22 protein-coding genes, 2 tRNA genes and 1 pseudogene are annotated in these 26,326 nt (G+C 54.5%); 5 read left to right on the forward strand and 20 right to left on the reverse strand.

Features of this window, described 5'->3' with window-relative positions; genetic code table 11:
- Positions 1 to 180 precede the first annotated feature (180 nt).
- Both hypB (E0E20_RS09535) and hypB (E0E20_RS09540) read right to left on the reverse strand, forming a co-directional pair.
- Positions 181 to 858 (reverse strand): hydrogenase nickel incorporation protein HypB, encoded by a 678-nt coding sequence (hypB, locus tag E0E20_RS09535; protein WP_130837984.1) that lies wholly within the window; start codon positions 856 to 858, stop codon positions 181 to 183.
- Positions 859 to 916: 58 nt separating this feature from the next.
- On the reverse strand, positions 917 to 1,600 hold the full coding sequence (gene hypB, locus E0E20_RS09540) for a hydrogenase nickel incorporation protein HypB (protein WP_130837985.1): 684 nt from the start codon (positions 1,598 to 1,600) through the stop codon (positions 917 to 919).
- A 404-nt stretch (positions 1,601 to 2,004) separates the two neighbouring features.
- Here hypB (E0E20_RS09540) and E0E20_RS14605 point away from each other — a divergent pair, with 404 nt between their 5' ends.
- Complete coding sequence (locus E0E20_RS14605; protein WP_242622746.1) at positions 2,005 to 2,877, forward strand: sensor histidine kinase; 873 nt, start codon at positions 2,005 to 2,007, stop codon at positions 2,875 to 2,877.
- 126 nt (positions 2,878 to 3,003) lie between these two features.
- Positions 3,004 to 3,717, forward strand: coding sequence for a response regulator transcription factor (locus tag E0E20_RS09550; RefSeq protein WP_130837986.1), 714 nt, complete (start codon positions 3,004 to 3,006; stop codon positions 3,715 to 3,717).
- An 85-nt stretch (positions 3,718 to 3,802) separates the two neighbouring features.
- On the opposite strand, the gene E0E20_RS09555 is transcribed toward E0E20_RS09550, so the two are convergent.
- The 7 genes from E0E20_RS09555 to gpmA all read right to left on the reverse strand — a co-directional run bounded on the left by E0E20_RS09555 (position 3,803) and on the right by gpmA (position 8,929).
- A complete protein-coding gene (locus tag E0E20_RS09555; RefSeq protein WP_130837987.1) occupies positions 3,803 to 4,627 on the reverse strand; it encodes a MerR family transcriptional regulator in 825 nt (274 codons plus the stop codon).
- A 4-nt stretch (positions 4,628 to 4,631) separates the two neighbouring features.
- Positions 4,632 to 5,990 carry an MATE family efflux transporter gene (locus tag E0E20_RS09560; protein WP_130837988.1) on the reverse strand — a complete coding sequence of 453 codons (1,359 nt, stop codon included), beginning with the start codon at positions 5,988 to 5,990 and terminating at the stop codon, positions 4,632 to 4,634.
- Positions 5,991 to 6,220: 230 nt separating this feature from the next.
- Positions 6,221 to 6,481, reverse strand: coding sequence for a hypothetical protein (locus E0E20_RS09565; protein ID WP_130837989.1), 261 nt, complete (start codon positions 6,479 to 6,481; stop codon positions 6,221 to 6,223).
- Positions 6,478 to 7,158: an MATE family efflux transporter gene (locus E0E20_RS09570; protein ID WP_278045070.1), complete on the reverse strand. Its 681-nt coding sequence runs from the start codon at positions 7,156 to 7,158 to the stop codon at positions 6,478 to 6,480. Before E0E20_RS09570 ends, E0E20_RS09565 begins: the two co-directional genes overlap by 4 nt.
- A gap of 33 nt (positions 7,159 to 7,191) precedes the next feature.
- Positions 7,192 to 7,443, reverse strand: coding sequence for a MarR family winged helix-turn-helix transcriptional regulator (locus E0E20_RS09575; RefSeq protein WP_130837991.1), 252 nt, complete (start codon positions 7,441 to 7,443; stop codon positions 7,192 to 7,194).
- A 275-nt stretch (positions 7,444 to 7,718) separates the two neighbouring features.
- Positions 7,719 to 7,943 carry a hypothetical protein gene (locus E0E20_RS09580; RefSeq protein ID WP_165444053.1) on the reverse strand — a complete coding sequence of 75 codons (225 nt, stop codon included), beginning with the start codon at positions 7,941 to 7,943 and terminating at the stop codon, positions 7,719 to 7,721.
- Between the two features lie 233 nt (positions 7,944 to 8,176).
- On the reverse strand, positions 8,177 to 8,929 hold the full coding sequence (gene gpmA, locus E0E20_RS09585) for a 2,3-diphosphoglycerate-dependent phosphoglycerate mutase (RefSeq protein ID WP_330508917.1): 753 nt from the start codon (positions 8,927 to 8,929) through the stop codon (positions 8,177 to 8,179).
- A gap of 150 nt (positions 8,930 to 9,079) precedes the next feature.
- On the opposite strand from gpmA, the pseudogene E0E20_RS09590 reads away from it, so the two are divergent.
- A pseudogene (locus E0E20_RS09590) lies at positions 9,080 to 9,349 on the forward strand (transposase); the annotation flags it as partial.
- Between the two features lie 533 nt (positions 9,350 to 9,882).
- Here the strand turns inward: E0E20_RS09590 and E0E20_RS09595 are convergent.
- From E0E20_RS09595 to E0E20_RS09640, 10 genes are all read right to left on the reverse strand, one after another.
- Complete coding sequence (locus E0E20_RS09595) at positions 9,883 to 10,713, reverse strand: histidinol-phosphatase HisJ family protein (RefSeq protein ID WP_130837993.1); 831 nt, start codon at positions 10,711 to 10,713, stop codon at positions 9,883 to 9,885.
- Positions 10,714 to 10,796: 83 nt separating this feature from the next.
- A tRNA-Gly gene (locus E0E20_RS09600) sits at positions 10,797 to 10,869 on the reverse strand.
- A gap of 64 nt (positions 10,870 to 10,933) precedes the next feature.
- Positions 10,934 to 11,006, reverse strand: a tRNA-Gly gene (locus tag E0E20_RS09605).
- Positions 11,007 to 11,237: 231 nt separating this feature from the next.
- Positions 11,238 to 11,963, reverse strand: a complete 726-nt coding sequence (locus E0E20_RS09610; RefSeq protein WP_165444054.1) for a sortase — start codon at positions 11,961 to 11,963, stop codon at positions 11,238 to 11,240.
- A 16-nt stretch (positions 11,964 to 11,979) separates the two neighbouring features.
- The gene (locus E0E20_RS09615) at positions 11,980 to 12,957 is read right to left on the reverse strand and encodes a Cna B-type domain-containing protein (protein WP_165444055.1); all 978 of its coding nucleotides are present in this window, start codon (positions 12,955 to 12,957) and stop codon (positions 11,980 to 11,982) included.
- A gap of 45 nt (positions 12,958 to 13,002) precedes the next feature.
- Entirely contained in the window at positions 13,003 to 13,893 is an 891-nt protein-coding gene (locus E0E20_RS09620) for a class C sortase (RefSeq protein WP_242622747.1), read from the reverse strand.
- Positions 13,890 to 15,341 (reverse strand): SpaH/EbpB family LPXTG-anchored major pilin, encoded by a 1,452-nt coding sequence (locus E0E20_RS09625; protein ID WP_130837996.1) that lies wholly within the window; start codon positions 15,339 to 15,341, stop codon positions 13,890 to 13,892. The genes E0E20_RS09620 and E0E20_RS09625 overlap by 4 nt, the downstream gene beginning before the upstream one ends.
- 56 nt (positions 15,342 to 15,397) lie before the next feature.
- Positions 15,398 to 20,932: a DUF7601 domain-containing protein gene (locus E0E20_RS09630; RefSeq protein WP_130837997.1), complete on the reverse strand. Its 5,535-nt coding sequence runs from the start codon at positions 20,930 to 20,932 to the stop codon at positions 15,398 to 15,400.
- A gap of 3 nt (positions 20,933 to 20,935) precedes the next feature.
- On the reverse strand, positions 20,936 to 21,544 hold the full coding sequence (lepB, locus tag E0E20_RS09635; protein ID WP_207302852.1) for a signal peptidase I: 609 nt from the start codon (positions 21,542 to 21,544) through the stop codon (positions 20,936 to 20,938).
- 20 nt (positions 21,545 to 21,564) lie between these two features.
- Positions 21,565 to 22,104 carry a hypothetical protein gene (locus E0E20_RS09640; protein WP_130837999.1) on the reverse strand — a complete coding sequence of 180 codons (540 nt, stop codon included), beginning with the start codon at positions 22,102 to 22,104 and terminating at the stop codon, positions 21,565 to 21,567.
- A gap of 216 nt (positions 22,105 to 22,320) precedes the next feature.
- Here E0E20_RS09640 and E0E20_RS09645 point away from each other — a divergent pair, with 216 nt between their 5' ends.
- Positions 22,321 to 24,069: a helix-turn-helix domain-containing protein gene (locus E0E20_RS09645; protein WP_130838000.1), complete on the forward strand. Its 1,749-nt coding sequence runs from the start codon at positions 22,321 to 22,323 to the stop codon at positions 24,067 to 24,069.
- Positions 24,070 to 24,267: 198 nt separating this feature from the next.
- Here the strand turns inward: E0E20_RS09645 and E0E20_RS09650 are convergent, their stop codons facing one another.
- Positions 24,268 to 25,104, reverse strand: coding sequence for a tyrosine-type recombinase/integrase (locus E0E20_RS09650; protein ID WP_130838001.1), 837 nt, complete (start codon positions 25,102 to 25,104; stop codon positions 24,268 to 24,270).
- A 352-nt stretch (positions 25,105 to 25,456) separates the two neighbouring features.
- Here E0E20_RS09650 and E0E20_RS09655 point away from each other — a divergent pair, with 352 nt between their 5' ends.
- Positions 25,457 to 26,323 (forward strand): SGNH/GDSL hydrolase family protein, encoded by an 867-nt coding sequence (locus tag E0E20_RS09655; RefSeq protein WP_165444056.1) that lies wholly within the window; start codon positions 25,457 to 25,459, stop codon positions 26,321 to 26,323.
- The last annotated feature ends 3 nt before the right edge of the window (positions 26,324 to 26,326 follow it).

A 26,326-nucleotide genomic window follows, 5' to 3' on the forward strand; every position in this document is an offset into this window, starting at 1 on the left:
CATAATTCGGATCCTGACGGAAATCTCTCTCATTCGTAAGACGTCTCGGCTGTTCTTTTACACTCATGTGAAAATCCTCTCCTCATAAAAGTTGTCAAAGTCAAAGCCCCTCCGCGCGGCCGCACATCCGCGCCGGGCCTGTTCTGCGCACCGCTTTTCTGACGCGCCGGCAAATCCCGCCTATGAAACGGACGGAACCGTCTCCCGCCACGCGAGAACCTCTTCCCGGAGCCACTTCTCCCACTCCTCCATGCCCTCGCCGGTCCTCGCCGACACCGGAAAAATGCGGATCGCCGGATTCAACCGGAGCGCTCTCTCCCGCACGGCGTCCATGTCGAAGCAGAAGTACGGCAGCGCATCGGTTTTGGTGATAAGGAGCACATCGCTCTTTGCAAACATCAGCGGATATTTGAGCGGCTTGTCATCCCCCTCCGGCACGCTGAGAATCATGACGTTCCGCCCCGCGCCGGTGTCAAATTCCGCGGGACAGATAAGGTTCCCCACATTCTCGAGAAAAACAAGATCGAGCCCCCCGGTTCCCATGGCCTCAAGCGCCCGTCTCGTCATGCCGGCGTCCATATGGCACATGCCGTCCGTATGCGCCTGCACGGCGCGGGCACCCGACGCCTCCATGCGGACCGCATCCACATCCGAGGCGATGTCCGCCTCGAGCACACCGATGTGCAGCTCTTCTTTCATATCCGAGACGGTCCTCCCGAGGAGGGTCGTCTTGCCGGAACCCGGCGAAGACATCAGATTCACAAGAAGCGTCCCCTGTTCCCGCAGCTCCTCCCGGAGCTGCTCTGCGTCGCGGTCGTTCGACGCCGTGACGGATTTATTCAGTTCTATGACCTTCATGGTAGCCTTTCCGCCTGCGGAGCTCCCCCGCAGACTGTCCCTGTATTCTCTCTGCGCGTCACCCTTTCTTCGCGCGGAATGCCTGAAGCTCCGCCTCGAGCCAGTCGAGCCATTCCTCGAAATTCTCTCCGGTCCCCGATGAGAGCGGAATGATTTTCATATCCGGATTCAGAGCGAGAACGCGCTCCCGGCAGGCCTCCATGTCAAAGTCGAACACCGGCGCCGTGTCGATCTTATTGACGAGCATGCAGTCCGAAACACGGAACATCAACGGATATTTGAGAGACTTGTCGTCCCCCTCCGGCACACTGAGAATCATGACCTTCTTCTGCGCGCCGACATCGAACTCCGCGGGGCACACCAGATTTCCCACATTCTCAAGAAAAACCAGATCGAGATCCCGGATTCCCATTCCCTCGAGACCGCGCCTCGTCATGTCCGCGTCCATGTGGCAGCTCCCGCCCGTATGAAGCTGAATGACGCGCGCTCCGGTGGCCGCGATGGCTTTCGCATCGATATCACTGTCCACATCCGCCTCCATGACCCCGATGCGGTAACGATCTTTCAGCGCTTCGATGGTCCGTACCAGCGTCGTCGTCTTGCCGGCCCCCGGGGACGCCATCAGATTCACAAGGAATACTCCCTCCCCCGCAAGAAGCGCGCGAACTGCCTCCGCCTCTCTGTCATTGTCTGCAAGGAGCCTCGTTTTGGTTTCCAGAATTTCAAACGCTTTGTCGCTCATCGTCTCCCTCCGTTCCTGACATCACACAAAACTAATTTTACCAATTCAGTTTCCATATCACAATGAGGAATCGCCCGGCAAATTGTACAAATCGTGCTCTCTGTTTTTGTCCAACAATGCCATGATACGTCTGGAGAACGTCAAAAGAGCGGCTAAGATTCCGTTACAATAGAACAACAGGCCGGGCAGCTGTGATATTCTCCCGTAAGCTTCTGATGCTCCGAATCGCAGAGCATCCACGCGGAGGTATCCTATTATGTCCAACACACTTGTTTTACTGATCTTTATCCCCATGGCCGTTCTGGGCGCCGGCTCAGGAAAAGGCATAAAACAGAGCTCCCCGGCACAATGGCAGCGCGGCCGGATGTCTTGCCCTGCAGCGCTTCGCCTCTGCCGACACCCATGTGCCGCTTGTTTTTGTTCTCGCCGTCGTCGTGATATCCCGCCTCACGGACGGATACTTTTACGGCATTCTCGGCTCCGTCGTCGCCGTCGTGGGCGTGAATTATGTTTTTACCTATCCCTATTTCCGGCTGGGCTTCACGCCGACCGGCTATCCCCTGACGTTCGTGATCATGCTGGCCGTCTCGGTGCTCGTCTGTGCGCTGACCACCCAGATCAAGCAGCAGGAGCAGGTGACGCTCGATATGGAGAGGGAAAAAATGCGCGGAAATCTTCTCCGCGCCGTGTCTCATGACATCCGGACGCCGCTCACCTCCATCGTCGGCAGCGCGTCGGCCATTCTGGAGAGCGGGGACGCCCTTGACAGCGGGCAGATCCGGGCGCTGCTGAAGGATATTCAGACAGAGGCGCAGTGGCTCACACGCATCGTGGAAAATATCCTCTCCATCACCCGCATGAACAACGCGGACACAGAGCTCCAGACGAGCGAGGAGCTCGCCGAGGAGATCGTCGGCAGCGCCGCCGTCAAATTCCGGAAGCGCTATCCCGACGCCGCCGTCGCCGTGCAGGTCCCCGCCGAGGCGCTGCTCGTCCCGATGGATCCCGTCCTCATCGAGCAGGTGCTTGTCAATCTTCTCGACAACGCTTATATTCACGGGAAGAAGCCCTCGCAGATCCGGATCGATGTGACCGCCCGTCCGGGCGAAGCCCGCTTCTGTGTGGAGGACAACGGAGCCGGAATCGACCCCGGGGTACTGCCTCATCTCTTCGACGGCACGCTGCCCCTTAAGGAAAGCGACAGCGATTCCCGCAGCAGCATGCGCATCGGCCTCTCGGTCTGTATGTCCATCTCAAGGCGCACCACGGCAGCATGAGCGCGGAGAACAAAAAAACCGGCGGAGCGCGCGTCCAGTTCACGCTGCCCTGCCCCGCGGCGGACAGATAAACGGATCAGATAAATAGATGATCAGCTGCATAAGCGATCAGACAGGTAAGAGATTATGGAAGTCAGAGACAGAGTACTCGTCGTCGAGGACGACAGCAGCATCACCAATCTCATGAAAACCGTCCTCCGGGCAAACAACTATGAGGTGCTCACCGCCTCCACCGGTGCCGAGGCAATCAGCCTCATCACCTCCCACTGCCCTGACCTCGTGATTCTCGATCTCGGCCTCCCGGACATGGACGGCGTCTCGGTTCTGCAGCAGGTGCGGACATGGTCCGCCATGCCGATTCTCGTCGTCTCCGCGCGCACCCATGAGCGGGACAAGGTCGAGGCGCTGGATCTCGGCGCTGACGACTACATCGCAAAGCCGTTCGGCACGCCGGAGCTGCTCGCCCGCATCCGCGCGGCGCTCCGCCATTACCGCCTGCGCACCGGCGCAGGGAGCAGTCCGCAGGGCGATTTCTTCCAGACCGGCGCGCTCCGCATCGACTACGCCAGACACCGCGTTTATGTGGACGGGAGAGATGCCGGCCTTACGCAGAATGAATTCCGCATCGTCGCCATGCTGGGCCGCCATGCCGGGCGCGTCATCACCTACGACTCGATCATCCGGGAAATCTGGGGTCCCGGCGCGCAGCGCGACAACAAGATTCTGCGGGTGAACATGGCAAATATCCGGCGGAAAATAGAAAAGAATCCCGCCCAGCCCGAGTACATATGCACCGAAACCGGCGTCGGATATCTCATGGCGGACGGGGATTCCCTGTAAAACAAGGCAGGCAATAATCAAGAATAATAACCAACTTAAGTCAATATAGCGAAAAGTGAATTTTAAGATTTTCCTCATTTTTTCATCATGCCCTGACCGGAATACAGATCTCGGTCACAAACTTTTTCGTATCGTTGGTAACGCCATAGTCGATGAGCGTGACCTCACGGGAAAAACCAACAATTTGCATTTTATGCCTGCCAATATAGTGCAGGAGCTTCTTATACGGATCCTGAGCTTCTGTATGACTGCCCCGAAAGCGCAGTCGCACGCATAGGGTTTCCGGCAGTTCCATCGTTTCGCCGGTGAAAATATCCTCCTGGTCCAGGATCAGAAAAATACCATCATATTGTGCTGTTTCTGCTTTTTTCAGATGCTCTGCCGAAATACCAAGCCCTACTTTACCGAGAAAGACAACGGCTTCTGCGTCGGACTGATCCAGCTTCCGGATCGGTGCTTCCATATCGGCAGATCCTTCAATTTTCAGCGGATCGTCCATCCACACAATGCGGCAGGCCGGAAGCGCAATTAGGGAAATAATGTCCAGCGGTGTATTTTCAGCGTCCGTAAGCCAGTTCAGTCGGTGGTCGATCTTCTGCTCAATGCGTTTCAATTCCTGCTGTTTTTTGAGCACTGCCTGTTTCTGCTGGCAGAGTTTTTCTTCGATACAATTGATGTCCCTGTTTTTCAGAAAATCCTCAATCTCAGACAAAGGCATATCCAGCACCCTCAGGTAGCGTATCGTATTAAACACCTCGAATTGTTCTGCGCCATAGTAGCGGTAGCCCGAATCCGGAGAAATATAGGCAGGGGTCAGCAGTTCGATATTCTCATAGTGACGCAGGCTGCTGACGCTGACATGAAACAGTCTGGATACTTCTCCAATAGAAAAGAGTTTATTTTTGTCCATACCCTCAGCCTTCTGACTCTGTCTGCCTGTCTTTCCTTCGTATAACCGTAAAAGCGGTGACGCAAATCACAACAGACAGCAGAGACCCCGTCGCCGTAGCAAGGCCCATCGGGAAAAGTGTTGTCGGAAACAGCTTCGAAGTCAGATATACGCCGGGTATACGCACCAGCACAATCGCGATGATATTATGCAGGAACGAGAGCCCTGATTTTCTGCAGGCGCAGAAATAACCGCTGAAGCTGAAATGGATACCCGCAAAAATGCAGTCAAAAATGTAGCCCCGTATATATTGACCGCCAAAGCGAACAACGCTCGCACCGTCTGCTGTGCCCGGATCGGTAAACAGGGCAACAATGGGTTCTGCTGTAAACTGAATGATAATCGAAACAAGAATACCGAATCCTACGGCAATCATAACAGCATACCGCAGGGTTTGGACCGCCCGGTCCGGCTTGCCGGCGCCGATATTCTGGGCGCCCAAGGCCGAAACGGCAGAGAGCATCGAGGATGGCACCAGGAACAGAAAACTGATCACCTTTTCCACAATGCCGACCGCCGCTGCTTCATTCAATCCGCGGTGATTGACAATGATCGTGATGACGATAAAAGCGATTTGGATCAATCCGTCCTGCACGGCGATGGGAATACCGATTTTCAGTATCTTTCCCATCACCGGGCAGCGCGGTCTTAAGTCATTTTTTTTCAGTACAATGCTCTTTCTTTTCATGACAGCGGTCAAAGAAACAGCGACGCTGATGGCTTGAGAAATTGTTGTGCCGAGAGCAGCACCGGCTGGCCCCAGGCGCAAAAAGCCCATAAATAAATAATCCAGGACGATGTTGGCGGCACAGGCTATGGCGATAAAGTACATCGGACTCTTGCTGTCACCCATTCCCCGGAAGATGGAGCTGATGATGTTATACGCTGTAATGAACGGGATGCCAATAAAGCAGATCGTCAGGTATGCCGCTGTGCCGTCTACAGCCTCCGCCGGTGTGGACATGGCTGAGACGATTGGATGCACCAGCATGAGCAGAACAGCCATCAATGAGACAGACACCGCCATAAACAATACGATAGTATTGCCTACATCTCTTGCTGCCTGTCTGCGGTTGCCCGCACCGATGGCCTGACCGATGCTGACGGTCGTTCCCATGGCAAGCCCGACGATCATAACGGTGAGCATGTGCATGACCTGCGAGCCGATCGAAACAGCGGTTGTGCTGGCAACGCCGTCAAACTGTCCGATAATAAAGAGGTCAGCCATTCCATAGAGCGTCTGCAGAAAATAGGAGAGCAGGTAAGGCAGTGAGAACAGAATGACATTTTTTAATACGCTGCCGGTCGTCAGATTTTTCTCCATTACGCTCGTTCCTTTCTCATCTCTAATGACCTCTATATCATAAACTCTATAATCGTTGTAGAGTAAAGGCCCAGGCAACAATTTTTAAAAAAATACTCTCCGGCATCTGTTCTGCGCAAATGTCGGAGGGCAAATAATATTTGGGCTGTAATATTTTCCCTGTCCTTATGATTGGACAGGCTTGTCCGCATCTATGAAGATAAGTGCGCTTGACCATCCATACAGAAAAATCAGATCGCGCCTAAAGAGTCACGCATGCGGTGCAGCCCCTTCTCACCGTACGTGCTGTAGATCGACTGAAGTCGTGTGATCATCTCCTGCTTCTGCTCGGGAATCCGCCCATAGATCGAGGTGATGATCGACGCGTTGGTCGCATCAATGAGGGTGTCGTTCTGCAGACCCTTCAGAAATTCAATCCGCTCAAGGATTTTCTCTCCCTCTGTTGCCTCCTGAAATTTTCCGGATCTCACATAAAATGCATTGTCTATCATTCCCTCCCCCATAACGGGTTTCTCATCATTGCTCTGCCGACACCGATCAGATCAGACAGGTACAAACATGGAATATAGACAAAGCCCTGTCTTGAGAAATTTATGATGAGCGCGGACAGTGCCGCACCCATGGCCTGCAGCGCATTGGAAAACATGTAGAACATGCCAGTGATCATTGTCACCTTCATGGCGACGCCGAAACCTGCAACCGCCATATCTCCATAAGAAGCTGCCAATGCGTTGGCGACTATGTTGGATACGCTCATCAGAATATCGCCGATGGATGCCGGAATGCCAATCGCCAGCACATTTTTCATGATGCCGTTTCTGAAGGCCAAGTCCTTCAGGCGAATAAAGAGATTTCCTGCGAGCTGCCCGATCATGGCCGTGCCGGCCTTGCCTTCCGAGCGGATGATGTTGGCATAGCAGTTGGCAATCAGGACAAAAGGCCCTCCAAAGGCGACAATCGTCAGATACTGCTTTGCATATTCCCAAGTATCAGCGCTTGCGCCGATGACTTTCAGAATCGGATCAATAAAGATGAGAATCAGGGCTGCAAAAACAATGCCTACGAGAGCGCACATCCGGAAACAGAAGGCGCAGACATGTTTGGCATACTCCTTCTTCCCCTCTCCCATTGATCTGGAGATAACGGATGTACCGCCGATACCAAAGATGGTCCCAAGCCAAGGAACAAGCCTCTTTCCTTTTCAGAGAGCGGCGACAAAAGCTTTTCTTCTGTTGCATCCATACGCCGCTTTTTGTCTGCCCTCTTCTGTGATGCGGATCATCTTGACCCTCCGGTCATCCGCAGCCTGATAGGAAGAGACCAGGTTCTTTTCCATGCGCTTTACAATGCCGGCAGCGGTCGGCTGGGCGACGCCAAGGAACCCTTCAATCTCCTTCAGAGAAACGGTTTCCTTGCCATTATTGACAAGCTCAGTCAACACACTTGTCTGGATTAAAGTAAGATCCTGCGATCACAGATCGTTATTGGCATTTTTTTCCAACTGGTCATTGATCTGTTTGATCAGTCTGCCGCGATCCTCACGCTCTGCCATTTTCCATTCCTCCTGACATACAGGAGAGGATGCACCGTGCCATTTGCTGCAGAGCATCTTCACAAAATCCGGGCTGTCTATAAACGATTCTTGAGGTCTTTCTATACTATCCCTCTGATCTTCTGCATCTCATATCTGTGACGGCGTCTTTTGATGCGCATCTGCAGCTGCGGTAATCACAGAATTTTCAAAGAGGCCTCCTTGTCCCTGTCCCCAAGTCTCCATGCCCGAAATGCGATACCATGTTCCTGACAAAAACGGATCAGTTGGTCTGATGGATGGAGCGGATTGCTCTCATACTGATCCACCATCGGTGCAATGTCTGTATTGACCATAAATGGCATATGAATCGCGCCGGCCAGCTGTGCTGTCATCGTGATCACCGTCTTTCCTGTCGCCATTGCTGTTTTCTCAAAGGTCATATATATCATTGTCCCGAATGAAAATATTTTGCTGATCCCTGCCAGGATTTACCGGCGCTCCAGCACTTGCCGATCACAGCTCCGATGGAGAGATACTGCGCGCTCTGATTTTGAGGATAAAGTGCTCCGCTTCAGTGAACTGCAGCGCTACATGCCAAACGCAACAGCCAAAATGCTGTCCCAAACGTGAAAATATGGCTGGAACCTTCTGATCAGGCTTTCTTCCCCTGATTTGCCACCGCCTCCATTTTCCGGCGGATAACCTCCTGATCGCCGAGGTAGTGCTTAGAGAGGACATGGAAGTCCTGATCGAGTTCATAGACCAGCGGGGTCCCTGTCGGAATATTGACACCGACAATAGTATCCCTGTCGATATTTTCAAAATACTTCACCAGAGCCCGCAGAGAATTGCCGTGCGCCGCAATGATGACGCGCTTCCCCGCCAGCATATCCTTTTTGATCACTGATTCAAAATAGGGAACAACGCGGGCGATCGTCGTCTCAAGGCTCTCGGCGAGAGGGAGCTCCTTGGGATCAATCCCGCGGTACATCTCCTGAAGCGCCGGATTTCTGTTGTCAGACGGATCCAGAACCGGCGGCTTTACATCGAAGGAGCGGCGCCAGATTTTTACCTGTTCCTCGCCGTATTTGGCTGCCGTTTCCGATTTGTTGAGACCCTGAAGAGCTCCGTAATGCCGCTCATTTAGCTTCCAGCTCTTTACGACAGGCAGCCAGTCCCTGTCCATCTCATCCAGGATATGATCGAGTGTGTGAATGGCTCTTTTCAGATAAGAAGTGTAGCAGACATCAAAATCGTACCCCTCCTGCTTTAACAGTCTTCCGGCATTCTTCACCTCCTCATGCCCCTTTTCGCTCAGGTCAACATCCGTCCATCCTGTGAACAGATTTTTACTGTTCCACTCGCTCTCACCGTGTCTTACCAGTACCAGCTTCATCGTATCCATAATTCATTATCCTTGTCCTTTCCCACCGGTTTTCATGAACAGTTCTGTGCTGTTTCCATTGTATAATCGTCTCTTGCCTTATTGTACAGACAGCGCTTCCTTTGTCTGATAAAATCAGTTTACAGCAGGGAAAAAAATTCTTGAAGACCCTATCTGGCGAAATGCACTCAGAGTAAGAACCGTGTGAAACTGGTCACCAGACATATCCGGGAACCATACATGGAGATAGCGGAAGACATCCGATACACCATCGGCATGAAGCAGCTCTACGATATCCGGAAAGAAACGACAGAGCGAATCTTCGGAACAGCAAAGGAAGCCCATGGCTTCCGCTATACACAGATGATAGGTAAAGCCCGTATGGAAATGAAAGCCGGGTTTACTTACACATGCATGAATCTCAAAAAACTGGCAGGAATGCTTCAAAGAAAGGCTAAAAGAGAGGGCGGATCCTCATCTTATAAATGCTTATTTTTTGTTTTCAGCAGCATAAATGTTTCTAGATAACAGAAAAGTGGATAATCTTGCAGTGCCGATTACCCACTTTGTCTTCACTCTGAGCGGACGGGAATCCCCGTCCGCAGCCTTGCTGTCATCCTATTCCGATTCGCGGAGAAGCATACTGAAACCCCCGCCGATTTTATCGGTCTTTCTTTTTCTCGTCCCGCTTCACCTTGTATACCAGCGCCGCTATCAGCGCGCAGGATACGATGCAGTCCAGAATAAAAACTCCCGTGCCGCTCATGCCGTTTCCTCCCTCACTCCCCATCCTGTTTCCTGTCCCCGGAATCCCCCGGCTTTTTCCCGGTGAGATTGTACCAGAGCCCGAACCAGATCGCCGCGCCTCCTGTCCCGTCCGCGGCGTCCTGCACCGCACAGCCGCGTCGTCCGTTTCTGAGCCGATACTAGCACGGGCACCCGCTAAAGCGGCGTAAAGAGAATGAGTTTTTCCGTTAAGAATCCGTCAAAAGCGTATCGAGCGCCAGCTCCTCCCGCACAACGTTCCCCCTTTCGTCATGCTTCAGAATGCTGACACAGCGGAAGCCGCACGCGGCGGCCGTGCGCAGCGCCGTCGGAAAGCCGCCGTCCAGAAGCTCCGCCTGATGCGCGTCCGAGCTGATAAAGATTTCACCTCCGAAGTCCCGCAGCGCCCGGAGCAGACGCCGGTTTGGGTACAGCTCCCTTTTCCGCTCCCGGTTGAACGCCCCGCAGTTGATTTCAAAGGGCACCCCCTCGCGGACAAGATATTCCATCGCTTCGAGCGCCGGGCCGATGTAGCGCGGATCCTCTTCATCGAGAACGTGCAACTCGTCATTAAAACGCGTCACCAGATCAAAATGCCCCACAAAGGTGCAGTGTGTACGGTCATAAACCTCTGCTTCCAGCGCGAAATAGGCTTTTGCAAGCCGGTAATAATCCCCCCCGTAATATTCCTCCGCCAGCCTCCGGAACAGCTCCGGCGTGCTGTCGACCGGCAGCAGATCACCCCCTGTATCGAGAAAATGCGTAGAGCCGATCACGTACTCCGCGCGCTCTGCCCAGCAGGGGTCGTAGAGGCAGTCCAGCTCAACACCGAGAAGAATGTCGAGCCGTCTCCGGTACTTTTCCCGAAGCCGCATGATTTCCGCCGCATAAGCGTCGAAATCCATATGAATGTCCGCATCCATATGTCCGGAAAAGCCGAGCTGCGCAAAGCCCAGTGCGGCGGCACGTTCCGCCATCTCCTCCGCTGTATTTTTGCCGTCACAGAACGCTGTGTGCGTATGAAAATTTGCTCTCAGCATAAAAGCCGCTCTCCTCTCTGCCGCAAACCGTCATTTTATCCGCTTCTAACACAAAAGCCTCCGGCAAAACCGGAGGCTTAAAGAGCGACAGGCGGGATTCGAACCCGTGGTCTCCACCTTGGCAAGGTGGCGCTTTACCAGCTAAGCTACTATCGCAAACATCTTGGAAGCTATGATTGCAAAACCACGATCATGAAACTATGGCAACGAAGCTGCCAAGAGCGATAGGCGGGATTCGAACCCGTGGTCTCCACCTTGGCAAGGTGGCGCTTTACCAGCTAAGCTACTATCGCAGAAAACACTCTCCCAAAACTGCTGCTGTAAAAATCAGAAAACAGATTGCTCACACGCAAGTGATAATTTACTATATATCCCTCTCTCTGTCAAGGCTTTCCCCTCGAAATCCACGCTCTTGCGGAATTCCCCTGCAACAGCAGTTTCTCCTGCACTCAGTTCGGCCTGTCTCCTTTCTCCAGATCCTTGAGATTACAACGGACAAGAAACTTCCCACCGCTCCAGCTTACTCAAGACTTCACTTTCCGGCGCCCACAGCTCGCTGCCCGGCCGGGAGGAGCGACGCCGTGCTTATCTGGAGCACCCTGCTCTTCTGTCCGCATGCAGCGGACGGTCACTCGGGCATAGCCCCCCACTGTGCAGGTAAACAACGTCAGATCATAACGCGCATCCGTCATATCCCGGATGGCTGTGGCTGGAAGCGTCGTGATCTCCGACACCGCATAGTGAAACTTATTCCCGTCCATATCCGTAAGCACTACCACCGCACCCACAGAAAGCGTGTCAAGCAGGCCGAAATGCGCGCGGTAATTGTGTGCCGCGATCACCATGCCGCTCCGGTACGCCGTTCCTGTATAGCGGCAGGGGGACACGCGAAGGTTCTCATAGCTCCAGCTATCCGCGACCGGAAGCTCCAAAGAAAGCGAGGGGATGGACAGCGAAGCGACATAATCCATGCCGTCCACGGTCTGTACCGGCATCGCCATCTCAGGATGAAGCACATAGTCCGGCAGCATCTCCGAGGACTCTGTACTCTCCTCCAAAGCATTTTCTCCCGGCTCTCTGAGAACGTCTCCCGCCGAACCCTCCTCAGGGAGCGCGGCACTCAGACGATACAGCACGCGCGCACTTGATCGCGCCGCCAGCGAGGCCTCTCGAAGATGACAGAGCATAAGAAAGAGCGCCGCTCCGATGAGGAGCACTCCTGCGCTGATCTCAATTTGTCCCTGTCTCACACGCCTTCTCCCCATACTATTCCCCCCTCCGATGCAGAATACCGAGAAGGATCAGCGCCATACCCGAAACGGCAAGGAGCTGCACCGGCCACCAGAGCTGTCCGGTTTGGGGAAGCTTTGTTCCGAGCGCCCTTTTTCCCGCCGCCGTTCTACCGGCCTCCGGCGACGGCGTTGTGTGCCGCGTATTCGTGATCGTATCCGTCGTCCCGCTTCTCTCCGTCTTTACCGTATAGCCTGGGAGCTCCCTTTCTACGACCGTCCAGTCATCGCTCTCGCTCAGCTTTTCCCAGGTAAAACGCCAGTTGTTGTCCTTATTAAGCGTCACCGTGGCATAGACCTCCCGGTTCCGCAGAAGATCCACCGTAACTCCGGCGGGACGCAGGCTCTCGCTCCCCGCATCGTCCCAAAGCTTGAGCACCCGGCGGGAGGTCATTCCTCCCTTCTGCTCTTTCTTTCTCTCATGCTTTGGAGATACCGTCAGGGCATAGCGCCAGTCATTCTTCTCCGTCTCCGCCCCAGGAAGCATCACAAGAAACGGAGACGCTGTATAAAGATAACCGTCCGCCACGCACTTTTCACCAACGACGAGATAGAGCCCCGGTTTCAGACGCCCGCCGTCCGTAGGGAAAGTGAGCGTCCCGTTTCCATCCGTCTTCCCGCTTCCCGAGGGGGGAAGCTGATCCCGCAGCGCATATCCCGAGAGCGTAAGCGCCAGGGATGTCCAGCCCTGTCCGCTTACGCTCTCTGTATGGAGAGGGTAGCCGGAAAATGCCGGCGTCCGCGTAAATGTCCCGTAAGCATCCACCTCCGCCACCTTATAGAGAGTAAACGTCGCTCCGGAAATCGCCTTTCCTTCATGGATATAGCGAAGCGTCAGTGTCACGTCACGCCCTGTATCGATGGATCCGGCCGCCTCCGCCCGTGCCGGAAACAGCAGGGCAATAAGAAGCGCAGAAAGAAACAGGCGCCACATTGTCATTCGGATTTTCTGCATGCATCTACACCTCTGTATGCCGTCTGTCATCTCTTATTCGGATGCCTAAAACAACGTAAGCAGAACCAGAAGAAGAAGGAGCGGTATGGAAAGAAGCGGCGCGATCACCAGAGGCTCGATCTGCACGGCCTCGGCAATGAGGCGGATATTCCCCGCCTCTGTCCGGTTTTCTATCCGGTGTCCCCGGATCAGAAGCCGGTGCGTATTGATCCCGTAGGGCGTACAGGTGATCAGCGTGCAGTAGTCCTTCCCCTCCGCGATCTGCAGCGCGGACACATCCTGCGGCTCCACGATCAGGATCTGATCCACTTCATATGTGAGCGTCTCATCGAGTACCCTGAGCAGAAAAATATCCCCCGCAGACAGCTTGTCCAGATCCGTAAAGAGACGGCTCGAGGGAAGCCCCCGGTGTCCGGACAGCACGCTGTGGGTGCTTTCGCCCCCCACCGGCAGGCTCGTCCACGCAAGATGCCCCACCGCCCTCTGCAGCACCGCGTCCGAGGTGCCGTGGTAGATCGGAAGCATCACCTCCAGAGAAGGGATCTCAATATAGCCCATCGCACCGCTCCTGCTGATATCAAGAAGCCCCGGATATGCCACTTCCTGTTCTTCCGTGAGTTGATAGGGATTGTCCCGCGAAGAAAGAGAAGCATTATAGATCTCCGCTTTCTGCCGCAGCTCCCCACATACCGCCGCATCAAGCCCCTCCACCTCCTGCGCATAAGCAGCGATCTCTCTCGTCTGATGGAGCACATTGATATAGTTGCTGAGCGAGGGATACAGCACCAGCGACAGGCCTGTCACAAATGCCGCAAGGAGACCGAACGCCGCCGTTTTCCTGTTTTTTTCACGGGAGGGGTACCTCCTCTCAGGCGCAGCGCCGGGAAGCAGCTCTCTCCTCCCCCCCGGCACGCCACCGTAAAAGGACCGGCTCACTTCCGCTCCGCTCTCAGCTTTCTGCGGGTGATGAAGACCGTGACCGTGCCGACAAGAAGCAGTCCGCCCACCGCATAGAAGAGCGTCGTGCCGATACCGCCCGTCTCCGGAAGCGTCGTACCGGACTTATTGGGGATCTCTGATTTCTGCGATACACCGATGCCGAAAGTACCACCGCCGCCCGATGTCGTGGTGTGGGTTATTTTCACCTCCACGTCATGATCGAGCAAATTAAAACCCTGTGGCGCAATTGTCTCGCGAAGATAGTAGGTGCCATCCGACAGGCCAATGAATTCCAGCGCGCCCTGGCTATCCGTCTTCTTCACCGTCGCCTGCGTCATATCACTTACCCATGACACAGTGTCAGTCGCGGCATCATATTTATAAAAGCTCTCAACCCCGCCACTCTTCTTCACAAGAATGAATGAGGCATCCGGCAGCTTCTTTGACGGCGCGGACGCATCGTATTTGTCCACCACAATCTTCGAGGTATAAACCTCCTTCTCCACCGGAGGTGTGGTCGTCGTTCCTCCCATGGGGTCATTGCTATACTCGAGCGTCGCACTGTTCTTCGTCAGCGTCACTACTGCATTCTTATTCACCACCGCGCTGTAGGTAATCGTGATCGCCTGCCCCTTATACTGCTGATAATTCACCATGTCGAAACTCAGGGTAAATCCGTTGCTCGCATAGCTTGGTGCCACGCTGATCGGCGTTCCTCCGAACTTCACACTGAAATTCGCCGTGGTATTGTTGAATGTGAGCCCGGGGCTCATGGTATCTTTCACCTCATACTTATAGCTCGCGTACCCTGTCGTATCTGGCACCTTGCCTGTGACGGTGAATGTCACTGTCTGTCCAACCTCCACATCCTGATCGTTCACACTCTTTTCGATCTCAGGATAGGTTGCCTTCACATTCACCGTCGCCGTCGGCACCGTCGAGGTTAGAGAGCAGATCGAGCCATAACTCCCCCCGATATCCGTTGCCCCCTGCGGATAAACCAAATAGTAGCCAAGAGGAAGACCCGTAAACTGCACCGTCGTCCCCGTGGCAACCTTGGTGTCATCCGCGGGCTTTGCCGCCGCATAGGCGAGCGCCGCCTGCGCAAATGCCGCGATGTTGCTGTCCGTGATGTTGATGTAGTAAGTGGTCCCGTTATGCGTCAGTTGATTGAGCCCCGGCGTCGCCGTCTGGGCCAGGTAGGCTGCCCCCGGCGCTCCCGCTCCGATGAAAAAATTCACCCAATCGGGATCGATCGTGTACGAGACATTCGTCCCCGTCGCCGACTTCGTCAGGTCAAATATCTTGTAGACATCATAGGTCTTGCCCGTCGTGGCTCCGTTGACCGTAATCTGCCCGTTGTTGTCCGCAAGAACCGTCGTCGCTGTCGCAAGGAACAGCAGAACGGCCAGCAGGGCGGAAAAAATTCGTTTCATTCCTTTCATGGTGCTCTCTCCTCCAAATGATAATGATTCTGTTTCCCGGGAGTTCCGTTCGGTGCTTACGAAATATCGCCGGGGAAGGTGCGTCTCTTATTCTGCCTTTCCCTCCTTTCCTGTTCGTACCTCAGCAGTATATAGCCCGCTGCCATGGCAGCCGTGCACAGCGCCGTCCCGCCAAGCAGATAAGGAAGTATGCCGTGCCCCCCCGTTGAGGGGAGCGTCACTCCGGTATTATTCACCACCTCGACCGCCTGATCCCGCATGACGGTGACAGAGGCCGTATCGCCCTGACTGAGCGTTGTCCCTCCCGCGGTGGTATTTTTGATAAGAACCGAATAGCCCTCATGGCCCGTCTCCGTAACGGTCGCCGTCGTACCCACGGGAACCCCTGGGAGCGTCACACTCTCCCCGTTCCGGAGGGAAAATGTCACATCTCCCGTAATCGAATCCACTGCATACAGCGCCGGGCTCGCCGTATCCGCCGGGAGGATCACCGTTCCGCCATCCGCATCCCGGAGCGTTATCTTGAACGGGAAGCTGCCCGCCCCGCCGCCGATGACCGTCTTCTTGACCGTAAGCGCCACCCTCGCCTGTTTCACCTCGGCAGAGACCGGTACAGTATAAACCGGAGCCGGGATCGACGGTGTATTGTAGGCTGCGTCATTATAGTACACATCCCTGTCTCTGTTTCCCGAAAGGTTCAGCGTGACGGTGATCCGGATCTTGGCGTAGGCCCCGACATTTGTCCCCTTGAAGTGCAAAAGAGTCGGCGTTGTCCCCGCGGGGAGCGTCAATGTCGTAACATGACCGGAAACAGATGCCACGGCCGCCGTATAGGACGATGTAAATCCGGGGTCGAATACCGCATCCTCATGCCCCTGCACGGAGGTTTCCGTCGTATAATCCAACGCATACTGCCCCGCCGCGTCATTCAGACGCTCCACCGTCACCGCACTCACTGTATAGCTCCCGTGAAAGCTGCTTCCCCTCTGGTCTCCGTTGTATGGCAGGAGATCAGCGATGTGCATCGTCGGGATCGCCACACTGCTGTTGTTAATGTAAGTGATCGTGTAGATCGCCGGCTTGTTGACATCGATTTCCGGCGTGACAATATTCTTCTGAATGGTCGCATTCTCCAGACGGAACACATGGATGGTCGCTGTGGAAAGATTGCCGTAAGAACCATGGAACGTCTTGCGGCTGTTGGTCGAAAAGATGTTCGCCGTATTGGTAAGGGACTCTCCGTCCCGCACATCATACAGCGGATCGTCCACATTGCCGATCCGGGCACTGTAGTAGAGCCTGGGCATCTCCTGTCCGACCTGCACGTTGGTAAGGATCCATTTAAGCTGTGTTGAACCATCTCCGTTCGGCGTGATAGCCAGCGTTACATCGCCGACGGTTGCCGCCGAAACAGGCGCACCTGTAACGGTTCCGTTATCGGTAAGTGCCGTGCCACCCGTGACAGTTCCATGGCTCTTGCGGTCCGGCGGCTGACTGTATGTGCCGCCAAGGACTGCGCTCCCGGGAACATAGCGCAGCCCCTTGGGCAGCGTATCCGTAACCGTCACAGTTGTCATCGCGACACCGGAAGTCGGAACATTGGAGGCATTCGCCATCACGCGGGGAGAGAGAACATAGTCCACGTTCCGTTCCCCGCTGTCGATGAAATAGCTGCTTCGCGGTGCACCGTCCTGCTCCTGCGCAACGCTCTTGGTAATTTGGGCATTTTCACCGATGACTTTGATGGTACTGCCTGAAAATGCCTCTCGGTATACATCGCGCTCAGCAACTACATATCCTGCAAGATAATATTTCTGCATCGTTGTGCCTATCTGCGAAATATCATATTGCTGATCAAATGACGACAGAACATGCTTGAAAAAGCCAACTTTTTCCGTGTAAACAGAATAATCAGGAATTTGATTGGGGTTGGTATAACTATGAATATAATTTGTGGCTTTTGGAAGCACGGCACTGGTTTCGCGCGAAGTCGTAATGTTTGTTGCATATGACCGGCTCTCTAAAATCAGCTCCTGTATGGAATCTACGGGCGCAGATTCCTTTACCATCATCTTTATCCATGGCTGAAAAACTATATTGCCGTTGGTATCCTCCAGTACCGGCAGTCCCGCCGGATTCCTGATTTCCAGCCATACGCCTACACATGTTGCCCCTGCTGCCTCCAACGCACTGAGGGATGTATAAACCCGAAGATTTCCGCTTTCATGCATATTGGTTGTCAGCATCTCTTCTCTGTTAATCCATGTCGTCCCATCCGCTTTGGCCACATATAATGTTCTGATGTTTAAATTCACACTATTCGCATTAGCTGCAATCAAATCTGTATTTGTGAAATGGGCCCCTGCCGCATCCGGGCTGATGCCGTCTGTGAATTTAATAAAAAAATCCGCACAATATAATTTGGAATTGTATGTACTCTGATGCCACAAAGCAGTAACAAATGGTGTTTCTTTCACATATGCTGCCGCCGAGGAATTGATAGTTCCAATTCCGATTGCCTGAATAAAATCCCCGTTTGGTACATTATTAAAAAACAGACGCGCCCGATTGTCTGACGTACCGGTTTCCGATTTATCCGTATCGGCATCTGCCACCGAAGTCCCATTGATTGTAATCATGTCAGCAATGTCACAGAAAGAAGTGTATTTGCCAGGCTCAGTCAACTCTCCCGTCGGATAGAACACCTGTATCACGCCACTGGCAAGAAGCGCCTCTGAACTGTTAAAGGCGGACGCCATAGTCGCCGAATGGGTCGGAAATATGTAGTCCGAATCAATTCCGATAAAATCTATTTTGATTCCCTGCCCGGATACCTTAGCCGCCGTCATATTGCCGGACTTGAAAACCGCATTTTTCTCATTTCCCAAGCTTCTGTCAGAATAGGGCAGCTGGTTTCTTCCTGACGAAACGTTCGTATCAACGTTCAAAAAAGGCGCACACAGATCCCGTCCCTGTAATCCATTACCGGAGTTTGTCACAAGCGCATATTCCCACATTTCCGGACCATCAGAGACATAGGATGAGAGCAACGATCCATCCTTATAAAACTGCGGCTGCACATAGAACGAGACAGATTGCAGATCCACATAGATTCCCCGCAGTCCCTTGGCACTGTCTGTACTCACGGCAGATATATATATCCCACAATCCACAAGCTGGCCGACTGTGCCGCTGCCAAGTTGTCCTGTATTCGTGTCAAGCTTAATGTTCTTCACAATATTGATCGGCCGGATGGAAACGTTATAATGCGCCGCCGCACTGACAGTTACGGCCCCCGGTGTAATACTCTTTGCCTTCGGCTTATCCAGCCACAGTTTGAAAGAAGGCTCCACCATGCTCCCATTTGGCATCCCCTTGACCGCCACAGCAAGCTTCAGCGTACCGGTGGCCGGGATGGCAAAATCATGATCCCCCGCATCCATGGCATAGCAGCCCGTAAGCGTCTGGCTTGCGCCGTGATCTGTAATCGCCGCATCTTTCATCCACGGCATGGCACCCAGATCGAAGGCCGCTTTCTCCTTAGATAAGGGAAGAACCGCCTCCACGTACAACTTTCCTTTCCGGTAACCGGAAAAGACCCCCTGATATTTATCCGTCAGGTTCAGCGTGTAGCCGACATTATAGAAAATCGTATCAAAGGAACGCACGATGTCGTTGAGCGAGCTGGAATCATTCCCCGGCGCATTATCCGCATCCCACGGAGCCGTGCCCGTGACCATCCTGCAGTTCACCGCCGTCACCTCACCGGTGTTCGCCACATAGCTTTCACCCACTCCGCCCGCTGGTGCGTCGGTCACGCCGATCACCAGCTCACTTCCATCGGAAAACGTGATTATCAGCCTCTCTTCGGTATTAAAAGCTTTCCGGGAGATCAGCTTCCACCCCTCCCCGGTTTCTTCCGCCGAGATAAGCGCGGGATCGCTGAATGTGACACCGATCACAGAACCGGTATCACGGTCGATATTCAGACTCTCGAACAGTTCAGAAAGAAGCAGCTCGTCCTTGCCGAGGATACTGTAATCGTACTCTCCGTAATGGAAATCCACGGTAAAGGTGACTCCGTAAAGCGAAAAATGATCCGTCTCTAAAAAGATTTCTCCGTTTCTGTCCGTCGTGCCCGACATGTCCTCCGCCGTTTTATTCCCCGTATCCACATGGAATACCTGTGCATCGGCTTTCGGTGCCTCAATTCCCGCAAAGGAAACAGTGACCGCTCCCTCCGGCTGCACTTCTTCTTTCCCACGCAGCACACGGATGTCAAAGAGCAAAGTCTCCCGCCGCACGCTCTTCTTATCTTCCGCTCCTGCCTCCGACTCAATCAGACGCTTCGCCGCAGCGTCCTGTGTCTCAGAAACAGACAAAGAGAGCTCCCTCCCGGCCGCGTCGAACGAAGCCGCAGGCGCCCGCAGCGTGATCGTCACACCGTCCCCGGCTTTCGCCTGAAGCACGATCTCCTCTTTCTTCTCCGCTTTTCCCTCTTTCTCTGCTTTCTCCTCCTGCTTTCGCGGAGCATCCGGGTTTTCCGGAAGCCGCCCGTAGCAAAGGATCGAAGAATTCGAAAGATCATAGCGGCGGCTCACCACACGATCCCCCGCATTTCCCTCGATCACCTGCACCGCTTCCGGAACTCCGCTCTCATCCCTCTCTGCTTCCCATACAAGACCTACATGGTCTGCCTCTCCCGAGCCGTCACGATCAAAAAATACGAGATCCCCCCGCTCCGGTCCCTCGGCAGCCGAAAAGCACAGCCCTTTCGCTTCCAGCGCATCCACCCAGCGCGGGCAGCTTGAGTCAAAGGGAAAAAGTGCGGGATCCACGCCTGCATAATGCAGGCAGAATGAACAGAACATCGCACACCAGTTGCCGTATCGATCCCCATACCAGTCGCCGTACCGGGTATAACCCCGCCGCTCCCCTCTCTCGTCATAGATGAAATTCCGCGTGCTCTCGGCATAACCAAGCTGCATGTCAGCAACAGCCAGCACATCCTCTGCCCAGTTTCCGCTCCGATGTATGCCGCAGAACAAGGATTCCCACGCTTCCTGTGATTCCACATCCGCTGTCGGATCCCCCTCCGCAAGGAGCTCTTCCTCTTTTTTCTCCTCTTCTTCCTCGGTCTCCGGTTCCTCCGTGATCCCCTCTCCGGCCTCTTCCTCTGACTCCTCCGTGTCCGGATAGCAGGACGGCGTGTGCACATGCTCCTCCTTTCCGCAGAGCAGGATGCGTTCCGTCGAGTAGCAGTTCTCGTCATGCGTATGGCCCGGCATCTCCTCAAGACCGCAGGAAAGCTGCCCCTCCTCGTCACAGCAGCTCCCGTCATGCATATGACCCGGGGTCTCCTCGAGATCACAGGAAAGGTACATCCTCTCCTCATAGCATGCTTCGCTGTGCACATGCTCCTCCCGGCCACAGACCGAAGTATGCTCCATCGTGATTGCCGGAAGAATCAGCGCATAGGTTGTCACAAAAACAACGACCGCCGAAAGCACACTGACGCAGCGCCGCCAGCACTTTCTTCGGCCGCGCTGCGCTCTGATTTCCTCCGTCCGCCGCTTTACTGCCTTATCCATCCCTTAAAATCTCCCGTTCTGTCCGTCCCCGACCCCGCCGAAATGCGACAGCGGCCAGACGCGGAACACGATACGGCCCACAATCTGTTCTTCCGCGATGCATCCCACCGCGGTATTCCGGCTGTCCGCCGATGTCGAGCGGTGATCTCCCATGACAAAGTAACGTTCATCCGGTACCTGATAGGGAAGACCAATGTTGACATCTCCCAGCGCTTTATCCATAAGATACGGCTCCTCGAGCATCTCTCCGTCGACATACACGGTGCCCTCACCGTCGATATCCACCCACTGCCCCGGTCCTGCGATCACACGCTTAACAAGGAGTTTATTCCCCACGTACAGACCGACGATATCCCCGGTCCGAAAGCTACTTCCCTTCAGCGAAACAACGATCTCTCCCTCACAGAGGGTCGGAGTCATGGACTTACCATAGATGCGCAACACCGGCAGCCAGATTGTCGCGACCAGCACCGATACCGCCGCCACCACCACAAGAGAAAAAAGGGTGCTGCGCAAGGTCGCATGATACCGGCGGGCATCCTGCTCCCTCCGCAGTGCTTCCTCCGCCTCTCCGGACGTCGGGAGTATGACAACGGTTCCTCTCTGTTTCATACGCTCCTTTTGTCCACTCCTCATGACTGCGTCTGCTTTTCAGCAAGAAGCCCTACAAACTCCCTGAGCCCCTGCCGCTCGTGATACAGTGCCTCCAGACGAGACGACAGATCGCTCCAGTACCGCTCTGCCTCCTCCCGACTTCGCTCATTTTGTCTCTGTGCCTCCAGGCGAATCCCCTCGGCCTCCTGCTTTGCCTCCGCAAGAATTGCCTCCGCTTTCTTCTGTGCATCCGAGATCAACTGCAGTGAAAGCGAGCGCTGGTCCCTGCTCAGACGCTCGATATTCTCCTTATACTGAACCACCGCCTGCTCCGCATCCGCAAAGATATGACTGAGCTGCAACGACGCCTCCGCGATATTCCCCGCATCCTGAAGCGCGATCCGCCGCTCGTTCCGCTCCGTTTCCAACGCGGAAAGTTGTTCTTCCTGCTCCTCGAGCTTCTTCGACTGGAGGAATATCACCTCCAGCAGCTCCGCGCGGCTGTACTCCCGAAGCTTCCCCGACGGTTCCCTTGCTGGGCCTGCAACGACAGCCAGCGTCCGATGTTTCCGTTTCATCATTTTCCCTTTTTGTTTTCCATTCCCGAAAGAAACATAGCTGAAAGCTTCCGAAACAGCCAAAGTTCCATCGCTTTCATCTTTTCCCTGTTCTTCTGCGGTGTGCCAGCGCAATACCACATAATAAGAATTATGTGGTATTGCAGCGTCTTCTGTCTGGAAGCGCCGGTCCGCTGGCCTCTTTGCACACAAAGTGCACAGGAAGGGGAGACCGTCATGACCTTTTCAGAAATACTGAACCAATACATCGAAGAACTCGGCAGCAGTGCCAGAAGACTGGCCGGGACCTGCGGCTGCTCCGAGGCGGCTCTCAGCCGCTATCGAAACGGACACCGCCTGCCGGACGAAGCTGCACTTCGCCGACTTGCGGCGGGTATTGCACGGTTAGCCGCAGAAAGACAGCTCACAGCGCTTTCCTGGGAGCGCGTGTATGATGAACTTTCTCAGGCTTCTCAAAAGGCAGGTGAGAACTTCCCGTATGAGATCCTGCGCGTCCGTCTCTCCCTCCTTGTCCGGGAATTGGACATCCGTCTGGGAGAGCTCGCTCTTTACTGCAGCATAGACAAGTCATTCCTTTCCCGCATCTGCTCCGGGAAAAGACGGCCGCACGAACCAGAATGGGTCATCGACCGGGTTTCCCGCTATGTCGTGCACAGCTATACTGGAGAGGGCGACAGGAGGAGGGTCTTTGCGCTTATCGGGTATCATAGCACCTGTTCTGCGGATGAGGATGCATATCGGGAAATGCTCGCTGCCTGGCTTTCAGGGAAGAAAAGGACAGGCAAAACGGCCGTCTTCACGCCGCCGGAGCATCACGCGGTCTTTGCTCCAGAGGAGTTTTTCTGCGCACGCTTGTTTGGAACAGAGGCGCTTCTTCCGTTCCCCTTGTCGTTCCCTTCTATAAAAAGCTACCATGGCACACCGGGCATGGAGCAGGGGCTCGTGGAGTTTCTCCAGGCGACGGTTTCCGCAAAATCCCGGCAGGATATCGTGCTGTACGGCGATCACCCGATGGAACACTGCCTCGGCAGTCCTGAATTCCTCGGCCAGTGGATGCAGGGGATGGCCGCTCTCCTCCGAAAAGGACTTCACGTCCATGTGATCCATCATATCGGCCGGCCTTTTTCTGAGTTGCTTCCGGGCCTTGAGGCATGGCTTCCTCTCTACATGACCGGTCGGCTTTCCGGCTACTACCTTGACGGACCGAAAGAAAAACTTTTTTCTCATCTGCTTCTGGTTTCCGGCGGTGCGACGTTCTCCGGCAATGTCATGCCCGACTGCCCGGAGAGCGGGCACTACACGCTCTGCAGAACAGGTACTGATGTCGCGTGCGGCCGCTTCCGGGCCAATCACCTCCTGCGGCACTCCCATCTTCTCATGGATATCTGCGAGGAAAGCTGCGCCGAGGCGCTCGAAAGGCTTCTTCAGCAGGAAATGGCTTCCTCCGCCCCCTGCCGGCGGCTTCTGACCGCGCCCCCAGTCCATACCATCAGCGACCATCTTCTCGAAAAGCTCCTTGCCCGCAGTCATATCACCCCGGACATGGCGGAACCCATCCGGGCATATGTCCGGGCATCGAGAAAAAGGATACGGCATCTCTTAAAGCGCAGCACACTTGAAGAAATCATCTCCCTGTGGTCTCCGGAGGAATATACCCGCGCCCCCGTCCCGCTCTCCCTTATCTATCTCTCCGGCGGAACCGACGTGTACTACAGCTACGAGGAATACCGGGAACATCTCCGGGAAACCGAGGCATTTGCCGCTCATTGCAAAGGGTATCAGCTCACATTTGACCGGACCCCCTGTCTCCGGAACATCCAGATCACGCTCCGTCCAGGGGAATATGCCGTCATCTCAAGGAACAGAGCGCCGAATCTTCACCTTGTACTGCACCATCCGCGACTGCTTGAGGCGATCGGTCGTCTTATGGACAGCAAAAAGCCTGAACGCATGTTCAGGCTCTGATTGCCGCAGGAGGCAACGGCTTCTATGCAGAGTTGCCGCAGGAGGCAATGAAAATTACCGAAAAATCGTATAATATAGCATTATAGTTTCGTTTTTTGTTCGTGGTTTGCCGGGCAAAACATTTCTCAAGGAACGTCTTCATGGTTCTGATTCTGTCGTTTACCACATAATTCTTATTATGTGGTACATACCTGGCCGCTAGGTCACAAGCCTCAACTTTTCGATGAGACGCAGATGCTCCCGTCCGCTGCTCACAAGGTAGATCCGCGTGGTATTCACCGTCGAGTGGCCAAGAATATCCGCCAGTCTGACCAGGTCCCTTTTGATCTGATAGAACGCTCTGGCAAACAGACGACGCAGGCTGTGGGGGTATACCTTAGATGGGTTTACCTTGGCCAAAAGACAAAGCCTTTTCATCTCCGACCACACATTGCTCCGATCAAGGGGCCGGCCGCCGCGCGTCCGGAAAAGGATCCCCTCACGGATTCCCTCCGACCTCGCATACAAAAGAAGCTTGCGGCGGAGCTTTACCGGGAGCAGCACCGTTCGCATTTTATTTTTGCACGACACCGTGACGCTCCCCTTCCGGACCGCCTCCACTGTGAAAAAGCACAGCTCCGAGATGCGGATTCCCGTGCTCCCCAGAGTCTGCAGAACAAGGCTCAGCCGAGGTTTCTTCTCCGCCGCCTGCAGAAGACGGAAATATTCCTCTCTTGTCAGTTCCCGCTCCACCGGACAATAAACCGGCTTCTGAATCCGAAGTGTACGCACACAACAGTCTTTCCAGCAAAGAAAGCCGAACAGCTTGTGAAGGCTTGCCAGCATGGAATTGATGCTGGCCGGCGCATAGCCCTCGTTCTGCAACGCCTTCTTATATCCGATCACCCTTTCCCTAGTCACCGTACAGCCCCCCATATAGCGTAGGAACGCCCGCGCATCCCGCAGATATTTCTCTATGGTGACCGCACTTTTCTCTTCCTCAGAAAGGCGCCGTACAAAACCCTGCAGTGTCTCCTCCGTCAGTTTCCGTATCATAATATTGTCCTCCGCATCCACCAAGCATCAAGAAGATCATAACGAATTTTCGGAGCGATTAGTGAATGTGTTTTTATTTTAGCATAAGAATTTTACCCAGAATATCACGATACCTCACAAGACTTACATCTCCATACTCTGCCGCCCTTACTCTGCCGCCCTGTCTGCACATTCCCCGGCAAAGCCGGATTTTGCGGCAGAACCCGGGATAAGCATATAGCTTTCCTGCTCCATAAAGGCATAGAGCCCTGCTTCCTGATAGAAAAATCCGCACACCGGCCCTTTCCGCTTGACAGAGGGCCTCCATGCAAAGACAATAAAAGCGCACAACAGATTTATGGGGGATATGATATTGAAAAAACTGTCTTTTCTTATAAAAAATAAAAAATCCCGGCGTGCCGCGCAGAGATTTTCTGCCGCTCTCGCCTTTATCTCCGCTCTCGCCGCGTTTCTTCCGGCGCCGCTCACGGCGGCGGCCGCGGAGCTGGCAGGCAGGAGCTTTTCCATCTGCGGCGACAGCATTTCGACCTATGAGGGATATGTGGATTCGGATATTTTCTATTATCCGAAAGATACGGACGTGGATTCGCCCTCCAAAACATGGTGGGGCCAGCTCTCCGGTCTCACCGGCCTGCGTCTCCTCTCCGACGCCTCTGTCGGAGGAGCAACCGTCTGCGGAAATCCGCAGGACCCGACCGGGAAGTGCTTCACCAGCGACGTCCGCATTCAAAAGCTCGCGGGACCGCGCGGCGTCTCTCCCGACATCATTTTCGTCGAGGGGGGCATCAATGATTTTGCACAGAACCGTCCGGTGCGCCCCGACGCCTTTCAGCAGGCTGTCATCAGCTTCGGCGATCCCGAGGGACCGGATAATATCATTGTGTTCTCGGATGCCTACGATCTGCTGCTCACAAAGCTCCAAGAAGCCTACCCGGACAGCGAGATCATTGCGTTCACCTGCACGGAAATCATTACCTATACCGATGAAACGCACACAAAATGGTTTGCGCCGACCAATGTCTTCGGCGCCTCCATCCGGGATTTCAACGACGTGATCCGGGTGACGGCAGCCGCACACGGGATCCAAGTGATCGACGTGCACGGCTGCGGCATCACTCCCGAAAACGGCGCGCTGCTCACCACAGCCGACGGCGTCCATCCGAACGCCACCGGCTGTATGCTGATGGCGCAGACGATCGCCGCGGAGCTTCTCCACTGAAAG

This window comes from Lachnoclostridium sp. Marseille-P6806, from assembly GCF_900625025.1.
Lineage (GTDB): Bacteria > Bacillota > Clostridia > Lachnospirales > Lachnospiraceae > CAG-791.